The sequence below is a fragment of the Streptomyces xylophagus genome (assembly GCF_000716435.1).
Taxonomy (GTDB): Bacteria; Actinomycetota; Actinomycetes; order Streptomycetales; family Streptomycetaceae; genus Streptomyces; species Streptomyces xylophagus.
This window is the reverse complement of the sequence record NZ_JNWO01000053.1, coordinates 38,662-48,288: the sequence shown is the minus strand read 5'-3', so window position 1 is coordinate 48,288 and position 9,627 is coordinate 38,662. Positions and strand designations below refer to the sequence as shown.

General features: G+C 74.6%; 3 protein-coding genes. All 3 read left to right on the top strand.

Features of this window, described 5'->3' with window-relative positions; all coding sequences use genetic code 11:
- On the top strand, positions 1–4,846 hold a 4,846-nt coding region (locus OO70_RS57255; RefSeq protein ID WP_158711663.1), incomplete at its 5' end, for a type I polyketide synthase.
- On the top strand, positions 4,843–8,082 hold the full coding sequence (locus OO70_RS51645) for an acyltransferase domain-containing protein (protein ID WP_051742464.1): 3,240 nt from the start codon (positions 4,843–4,845) through the stop codon (positions 8,080–8,082). The genes OO70_RS57255 and OO70_RS51645, both read left to right, overlap by 4 nt.
- On the top strand, positions 8,079–9,551 hold the full coding sequence (locus OO70_RS49260; protein WP_043687812.1) for an FAD-dependent monooxygenase: 1,473 nt from the start codon (positions 8,079–8,081) through the stop codon (positions 9,549–9,551). The genes OO70_RS51645 and OO70_RS49260 overlap by 4 nt, the downstream gene beginning before the upstream one ends.
- Positions 9,552–9,627: the final 76 nt, after the last annotated feature.

Genomic DNA, 9,627 nt, shown 5'->3' with positions numbered 1-9,627 from the left:
CGCAGGCGTCATCAAAAGCGTCTACGCCCTCCAGAACGCACTCCTGCCACGAAGCCTCCACATCGACAACCCCACCCCACACGTCGACTGGACAACCGGAAACCTCACCCTCCTCAACCACGCCCGACCCTGGCCCGACACCGGACAACCACGCCGCGCCGCGGTGTCGTCATTCGGCATCAGCGGCACCAACGCCCACCTCATCCTCGAACAAGCACCCGAATCCACCCCGGCGGCAGGCGGTGCGGACGTGCCGCCGTCGGTGGCCGTGCCGCTGTCGGCCAAGACCCCTGAGGCGCTGCGCGCCGCCGCGCTGCGGCTGTCCGACCGGCTGGCGAACGACCCCGGGCTCCGGCCGGACGATCTCGCGGCTCCGCTGTCGGCACGGACGGTCTTCGACCATCGCGCGGTCGCCGTCACCGGACCCGACGACCGGGCCGGGCTCGCCTCGGCGCTCGCCGCCCTCGCCTCGGGCGACCCGCACGGCGGCCTCGTCACCTCCGAAGGACCGCCCACGGCGGGCGGAACCGTGTTCGTCTTCCCCGGCCAGGGCTCCCAGTGGGCGGGCATGGGCACCTTGCTCGCCGCCGAGTCGTCCGCGTTCGCCGCCGCCCTCGACGACTGCGCGCAGGCCCTCGAATCGCACACCGGCTGGAACCTCCTGGATGTCCTGTCCCGGCCGGAGCTGCCCGCCGGAACCGACGTGGTGCAGCCCGCGCTGTTCGCGATGATGGTCTCTCTCGCCCGGCTCTGGCAGCACCACGGCGTCGAGCCCGACGCGGTCATCGGCCACAGCCAGGGCGAGATCGCCGCCGCCCACATCGCGGGCGCACTCAGCCTCGACGACGCCGCACGGATCGTCGCCACCCGCGCCAAGGCGCTCCTCGGTCTCGCCGACACCGGCCGGATGGTGTCGCTGCCCCTCGACGCGATCTCCGCGGAGGCGCTCATCGGCGACCTCGGCCTCACCGGTGAGCTGCACGTCGCGGCGTTGAACGGCCCCGCCCACACCGTCGTGGCAGGCGCGACGGCGGCCGCCGAGGCGATCGTCGCGCACGGCCGGGCCGCCGGGCTCAACGCCCGCATGGTCCCGGTGGACTACGCCTCGCACACGCCGCACATGCACACCCTGCGCGGCACCCTCCTGGCCGAGCTGGCCGGGATCTCGCCCCGCAAGGCCCCGATTCCGTTCCACTCCACGCTCACCGGTGCCGTCGTCGAGGACACCACCGTCCTGGACGCCGCCTACTGGTACGACAACCTCGCCAATCCCGTCCTGTTCCATCCGGTACTGGCCGCGCTGAGCCCGCGGCACACCGCATTCGTCGAGGCCAGCCCGCATCCGGTGCTCGTCCCGGCGATCGACGCCGTGCTGCACGCGTCAGGAGCACCCGGCGCGGCCCATCCGACGCTCCGCCGCGACGACGGCGGCCTCGGCAGGTTCCACGTCTCGCTCGCCGGCCGCCACGTGCGGGCCGCCGAGCCCGGCACCCTCTGGCGGCCGCCGGCGACGGGCAGGGCCGGGCATCCGCCGACCTACCCGTTCCAGCACAGCAGGTTCTGGCTGGGCTCGACCGGCGCGGGCAACGCGTCGGGGCTCGGCCTGGACGCGGCCGGCCACCCGCTGCTCGCCACCGTCATCCCGCTCCCGGACGGCCGCTGGCAGGCGACGTCCCGGCTGTCGGCCGACACCCTGCCGTGGCTCGCCGACCACGCCGTCCACGCGACCCCGCTGCTGCCCGGCACCGCGTTCCTCGACCTCGCGCTCCACGCCGGGCAGGCGTCAGGCTGCCCCACCGTCGCGGAGCTGACCCTCCAGGCGCCGCTCGTCCTCACCTCGGACACGCCCCGCGACCTGCATGTGGCGGTCTCCGCGCCCGACGACGACGGCCACCGGCAGATCACCTTCCACTCCCGGACCGGGGCCGACTCTCCGTGGGTCGAGCACGCGACGGGCCGCCTCTCCCCCGACGAGGCCGAGGGGCCGCAGAACGCGCCCGACGCCCCCGCCGGCGGCCCCGTCGCGATCGACGGGCTGTACGACCGGCTCGCCGAGCACGGCTACCACTACGGTCCCGCGTTCCGGAACGTCCGGGAACTCCACCGGGACGGCGCCGTCCTGGACGTCCGGGTCGCCCTCGACCGTGACTTGGCGGCGGGCGCGCACGGCATCCACCCGGCGCTGCTGGACGCGGCGCTCCACCCGCTCGCCCTGACCGGCGACGACGGGGCCGGCCTGGCGCTGCCGTTCTCGTGGCGGGACGTCCGGCTGACCGCGACCGGCGCGACCGAGCTGCGGGTCAGGCTGACCGAGATCGGGGAGAAGACCCTCCGTGTCGAGGCGTGGGACGTGTCCGGGACTCACGTTCTGACGGTCGGTGCGCTGACCCTGCGGACGGTGAGCGGCGAGGAGTTCCTGCGGTCCTTCGCGGCCGCCGCCGACCGCTCCCTTTTCGAGGTTGTCTGGAACCCGGTCGCGGTCGGCGAGGCGGGCGAGCCTCCCGTGCCGTTCGCCGACGCGTCGGCCCTCGAGACGCCGCCCGCCGCCGTCCTGCTCGACGTCTCCGGAGAGCCCGACGGCCCGGACGCGGTCCGCGGCCTGGCCGCGGAGGTCCTGGAGGCCGTACGCGAATGGGCCGCCGACGCGCGGTCCGCCGGATCGCGACTGATCGTCCGGACCACGAACGCCTTGCCCGTCCTCGGGACGGACGCCGTCCCCGAACTCGCGCCAGTGTGGGGTCTGGTACGCGCCGCCCAGTCGGAGAACCCCGGCCAGTTCGTGCTCGTCGACACCGACGGCCTTCCCGCGTCGGACGCGCTGCTCCCTGCGGCGATCGCGTCCGGGCAGCCGCAGCTGGCGCTGCGCGACGGCCGGGTCCTCGCCCCCGCGCTCGCCAAGGTCGCGCTCCCGGGCCCGGCCCCGTCGGCGCTGTCGGGGACGGGGACCGTTCTGGTCACCGGCGGCACCGGGACGCTCGGCGCGCTCGTCGCCGGGCATCTCGTCTCGGCGCACGGGGTGCGGCGGCTGCTGCTCGTCAGCCGCAGCGGCCCGGACGCCCCCGGCGCGGACGACCTGACGGCCCGTCTGGAAGCGCTCGGCGCGCAGGTGACGATCACCGCCTGCGACACCGCCGACCCCGACGCGCTCGCCGCACTCCTCGCCGCCGTCCCGGCCGAGCATCCGCTGACGGCCGTGGTCCACGCGGCGGGCGCGCTCCAGGACGTGCCGCTGCTCGGCCAGACCGCCGCCCATCTGGAGACCGTGTTCCGGCCGAAGGTCGACGCCGCCTGGAACCTGCACCGGCAGACCAGGGACCTGGACCTGGAGGCGTTCGTCCTGTTCTCGTCGGCGGCCGGCACCCTCGGCAACCCCGGGCAGGCCAACTACGCCGCCGCCAACACCTACCTCGACGCCCTCGCCCACCATCGGCACGCCCAAGGCCTCCCGGCCGTCTCGATCGCGTGGGGGCTCTGGGAGCAGACCAGCGGCATGACCGGGACCCTCAGCGACACCGACCTCGCCAGGCTCCGCCGATCCGGGCTCGTCCCACTCACCGACGACCACGGGCTCGCCCTGTTCGACGCCGCCCTCGGCCTCGACCGGGCGTCGCTGCTGGCCGCGACGCTCGACACGTCCGCCGCGGCGGCGCATCCGTCGCCGCTGATGCGCGGCCTCGCACCGCGGTCCCGCCCGGCGGCGGCCGGCGGGAGCGGCGCGCTGGCCGGACGGCTCGCCGAACTGGAGCCCGAGCAGCGGCTCAAGCACCTCCTGGGCGTCGTCCGGGCGCACTCTGCCGCCGTACTCGGGCACCAGGACCCGGACGGGATCGCCGACGACCGGCCGTTCAAGGACCTCGGCTTCGACTCCCTCACCGCCGTCGAACTCCGCAACCGGCTCGCCAACGCGACCGGGCTGCGGCTGCCGCCGACCCTGGTCTTCGACCATCCGAGTCCCCGGGCGGTCACCGAGCATCTGCTGGCCACGCTCACCGAGGCGCCGTCCAGGAGCGGCCCGGCCCGGCGGACGGCCGCCGCGGCCGACGAGCCGATCGCGATCGTCGGGATGGGCTGCCGCTACCCGGGCGACGTCAAGACCCCGCACGACCTGTGGAACCTCGTCGCGCGCGGCGTCGACGCCGTGTCCGCGTTCCCCGCCGACCGCGGCTGGCCCGCCGGGCTCTACCACCCCGACCCCGACCATCCCGGCACCACCTCGACCGACCGGGGCGGATTCCTGCACGACGCCGGGGACTTCGACCCGGCGTTCTTCGGGATCAGTCCGCGCGAGGCGCTCGCCATGGACCCGCAGCAACGGCTCCTCCTCGAAACCGCGTGGGAAACCCTGGAGAACGCGGGACTCGACCCGTCCGGGCTGCGGCTGCGGCAGATCGGCGTCTACGCGGGCGTCATCAGCGCCGACTACGGGCTGCGGATGCTGAACGATCTACCTGAGGAGTACGAGGGGTACCTGCTGACCTCCAACGGCGGCAGCGTCGCGTCCGGCCGGATCTCCTACACCTTCGGATTCGAAGGCCCGGCCGTCACCATCGACACCGCCTGCTCGTCCTCGCTCGTCGCGATGCATCTGGCGGCGCAGGCCCTGCGGTCCGGCGAGTGCGAACTGGCCCTCGCGGGCGGCGCGACCGTCATGGCGACGCCATCCCTGCTCGTCGAGTTCAGCCGCCAGCGCGGCCTCGCCCCGGACGGCCGATGCAAGGCCTTCTCCGCAACCGCCGACGCGCAGGCGTCATCAAAAGCGTCTACGCCCTCCAGAACGCACTCCTGCCACGAAGCCTCCACATCGACAACCCCACCCCACACGTCGACTGGACAACCGGGCATGTGACGCTGCTGACCGAGACCACGCCGTGGCCCGAGACGGGACGGCCGCGCCGCGCGGCGGTGTCGTCATTCGGCATCAGCGGCACCAACGCCCACCTCATCCTCGAACAAGCACCCGAGCCCACCCCGGCGGAGGTCCCGGACGAAGAGGCGCCGGCCGTCGCGGTCACGCTGTCGGCCAAGGACCCGGCCGCGCTCCGCGCCGCGGCGTCCCGGCTCCGCGACCACCTCGACGCGCAGCCCGCCGCCGTCCCGGCCGGACTCGCCGGGAGGCTCGCCGCCCGGACCCTGTTCGACCACCGGGCGGTGATCGTCACGGCGGGCGGAGACCGCGCCGGGCTCGGCGCGGCGCTCACCGCCCTCGCATCCGAACGGGAGCATCCCGCGCTGGTCACGGGATCGCCCACCGGACGCGGCGAGGGCGTGGTCTTCCTGCTCAGCGGCCAGGGCAGCCAGCATCCCGGCATGGGACGGGAACTGCACGCGGCGTCCCCCACGTTCGCCGAGGCCTTCGACACCGTGTGCGCCGCGTTCGACCCGCACCTCGAACGGCCGCTCAAGGACGTCATGTTCGACGGCGGCGACCTCGTCAACGACACCGCCTACGCCCAGCCGGCGATCTTCACGCTCCAGGTCGCGCTGCACGCCCTGCTCGGCCACCACGGCATCACGCCCGACCGGCTGCTCGGCCACTCGATCGGCGAGCTCACCGCCGCCCACCTGGCCGGAGTATGGACCCTCGACGACGCCGCCCGGCTCGTCGCGGCGCGCGGACGGCTGATGAGCGCGCTGCCGTCCGGGGGCGGGATGCTGAGCGTCCAGGCGTCCGAGGCCGAGCTGCGGCCGCTGGCGGACGCCGAGGACGGCGTCGCCGTCGCGGCGCTCAACGGGCCCGCATCGACAGTCCTGTCCGGCGAGCTCACGGCGCTCGACCGGATCGCCGAGCGGCTCGACGGGCTGCGGCTGCGGCACCGGCGGCTGGTCGTCAGCCACGCCTTCCACTCGCCGCTGATGGAGCCGATGCTCCACGAGTTCCGGGAGGTCGCCGCGGGCGTCACCGCGCGCCCGGCACGGATCCCGCTGATCTCGAACGTCACCGGGCTGCCCGCGACGGACGAGCAGCTCGCCGACCCCGCCTACTGGGCCGGTCAGATCCGCGGTGCCGTACGGTTCCACGACGGCCTCGCCCGGCTGCACGCCGAGCAGGCTCCCGCCTGCTATCTGGAGCTCGGCGCGCGTCCCGCGCTCGCGACCCTCGCCCGCCAGTCCCTGGACGGCGTCACCGCACGGTCCGTCCTCGACACGGCCCTCCCGGAACCGGCCGCGGTGCTGACCGCGCTCGCCCACGTGCACACCGCCACCCGGATCCCCGTCGGCTGGCGGGCCGGAACCGCGACGGCGTCCGCTCCGCCGCCCACCTACCCGTTCCAGCACCGCGCCTACTGGTACGAGCCGGTCGCGGCCCCCGCCCCCGCGGCGGAGTCCGAGACGGCCCTGTGGGAGGCGATCGACCGCCAGGACCTGAGCGCCCTGTCCACCACCCTGGACCTGGACCTGGACGACCCCGCCAAGCGGCTCCTCCTCGCCGAGCTCCTCCCGGCCCTCTCGGCCAGCAGGCGCAGCATCGGATGGTGGCACGAGCAGACCTGGCAGCGCGTCCCCGTCGCCGCCGACATGCCCCTTCCCGGCACCTGGCTCCTCCTCACCGACGACCCCTCCTCCACCCTCCCCACCGCCTTGATCCCCCTCCTCACCGAACGCGGCGCCCAGCCCCTCCACCTCGACCTCTCCACGACCGCCGACGGCGCGGTCGCCTCCGGCACGGGCTCCGGTCCGGTCGGCGGCGCGGGGAGCGGTCTCGATCGGCTCGCCCGGGTGCTGGGTGAGGCCGTGGAGGGGGCAGCGGTCGAAGGGGTGCTGTACCTCGCGGCGGACGTGGACCGGGAGGCGCTGCGGTGGACGGCCGAGCTGCCCGAGGCGCTGGCGCGAGCCGGGATCGACGCGCCGTTGTGGTTCGTCACGCGGGGAGCCGTCGGCGACGGGGCGGCCGCACCGGTCGGCGATGTCTCGCAGGGCCTGCTGTGGGGAGTCGTGGAGACGGCGGGGCGGAGCGGGTCGCCTCGGCGGCTGCGGGCCGTCGATCTGCCACTCGAACTGCCACTCGAAGCCTCTGGACGGGTAGGGCGGGCGTTCGCGGCCGCGTTGACCGGCGGGGACGAGCTCGTGGCCGTCCGGGACGGGGCGCTGCTGGTGCCGCGGCTGACCCGGGCGCCGGGCGGCGACCGCGGCTGGACGCCCGCCGGGACGGTCCTGGTCACCGGCGGCGGACTCGGGGTCGAGACGGCGAAATGGCTGGCGGGCGCGGGAGCATCCAGCGTCCTCCTGGCCGTCGGCCCGGCCGAGCCCGCACCCGACGGGCTGGACGGCGCGATCACCTCGGTCGTGTTCGACCCCGCCGATCCGGCGGCGATTCCCGCTCTCCTCGAACTCCTCCCGGACGGCGAGCCGCTCGCCGCGGTCTTCCACACCGCGGCGATGGCCGGCGGCGCGGCAGCCATGGACGCCGCCCGGCAGCTGCACGAATCCACCAAGGATCTGGAACTGTCCGCCTTCGTCCTCTTCGCTCCGCTGACGGTGTCGGCCGGAGCCCGCTCCGCCCGTCCCGAAGATCTGGCGGTCGGGGCCTTCCACGACGCCCTCGCACGCCGGCGCCGCGCCGCCGGGCTCCCGGCGACGTCGCTGCTGTGGGGGACGGTCGAAGGCGGCGGCGACGAGCAGCCCGGCCTGCGCCCGATGCGCGCGTCGGCCGCCCTGCGGGACCTGCCGCGGATCCTCGCCGGGCCGCCCTGCGTGGTCGTCGCCGACGTCACCGCGGCGTTCCCCGGCGCGGCCCCGCGCACGTCCAGGGACGATGCCCCTGCCGCCGCCGACCCCGGCGGCCTCCTGCTCCGGCTCGAAGGCCGCTCCCCCGCGGAGCGCGACCGGTTGCTGCTGGAGTTCGTGCTCGCGACGACCGCCGACGCCCTCGGCCACGAGGGCGGCCACGCCGTCGCGCCCGAGGCCGACTTCCTCGACCTCGGCATCACCTCGCTCGGCGCCCTCACCATGCGCGACCGGCTCGCCCGGGCGACCGGCCTGTCCCTGCCGCCCAGCGCGGTCTACGACCTGCCGACCCCGTCCGCGCTGGCCGAGTACCTCGGCGCGGAGCTGGACGGCACTAGCCAACGGAGCACATCTTGAACGAACCTGTCGTGATCGTCGGAGCCGGCCCTGGCGGCCTCATGCTCGCCTGCGAGCTGGCCCTCGCCGGAGTTCCCGTCACCGTGTTGGACCGCCGGACGGAGCGCTCGCACGAGTCGGGCGGCGCGCTGCTGCACGCCCGCTGCGTCGAGACGCTCAAGCAGCGCGGCATCGCCGACCGGTTCGGCGACGCGTCCACCCCGCGCTGGAACCGGACCCATTTCGGCCTGCTGTACATCGAGTTCGACGAGGAGCTGGGCGAGACCGAGTTCGACTGGCTCATCCCGCAGGTCCGCACCGAGGAGATCCTGGAGGAGCGGGCCCTCGAACTCGGCGTCCAGGTGCTGCACGGCCAGGAGGTGACCGGGGTCGAGCAGGACGCCGGCGGCGTCACCGTGACGGTGGCGGCACAGGACGGCGAGCGGACCGTCCGCGGCGCCTACCTGGTCGGCGCGGACGGCGTGCACAGCACCGTCGCCAGGCTCTGCGGATTCGACTACGAGGAGTTCGCGCCGGCCTACTACGGCGTGACGGCCGACGTCGGCGACTTCGCCGGCAACCGCGACAAGTTCGTCAACGGCCTGTACCCGGGCGGCCAGCTCGGCATACTGCCGCTCCAGCCGGGCCGCATCAGGATCATGACGGTCGAGTGGGAGGACCGTGACGTCCCGCCGGGCACCCCGGTGACCAGGGACGAGGTCCTCGGCAGCGTCCGCAGGCTGGTCGGCACGGCGCCCGACATCGAGGAACCGACCTGGATGGAGCGGAACGGCCACGCGACCCGGCTGGTCCGCTCCTACCGGGACGGCCGCGTACTGCTCGTCGGCGACGCCGCTCACTCGCACCCGCCGTCCTCCGGCAACGGCATGGTCACCACCCTGCACGACGCCGTGAACCTCGGCTGGAAGCTCGCCGCCGAGGTGCTGGGACGGGCACCGGAGGGCCTGCTCGACAGCTACGACGCCGAGCGCCGTCCGGTGGGCCGCCGGGCCTGCGTGCGGGCGGCGGCGCAGATCGCGATCCAGCATCCGCTGGAGAAGGTCGGGCCGCTGCGGGAGTTCCTGGCGGGGCTCGTCGAGATGAAGGCGGTGCAGCGGTACCTCGTCCAGTACGTCACCGAGGTGTCCTACGCCTTCGACCTGACCGGCGTGCCCGGCGAGCCGCACGAGCTGATCGGCCGGCGCTTCCCTGACGTGCGGACGACCCGTCCGGACGGTACCGAGCTCACGACCTACGAGCCGCTGGCGGGCGGCCGGGGCCTCGTCCTCAACCTGACGGGCAAGCCGGAGGCCCTGCCCGCCGTCCCCGAGCACCTCGCCGGCCTCGTCGAGGTGGTGACGGTCGAGCCGGTCGCCGATCTCGACGCGCGGGTCGTGGTCGTCCGCCCCGACGGCTTCATCGCCTGGGCCGACCGCGGCGAGGACGGCGACGCCGGGTTCGCCCGGACGCTCCGCACCTGGTTCGGCTGAGCCCGCTTAAGCGGGCTTTGAGGGGTCTTTTACGGGCTTTCGAGAGAATGGCCGTGGCAATTCCAGAATTGCCACG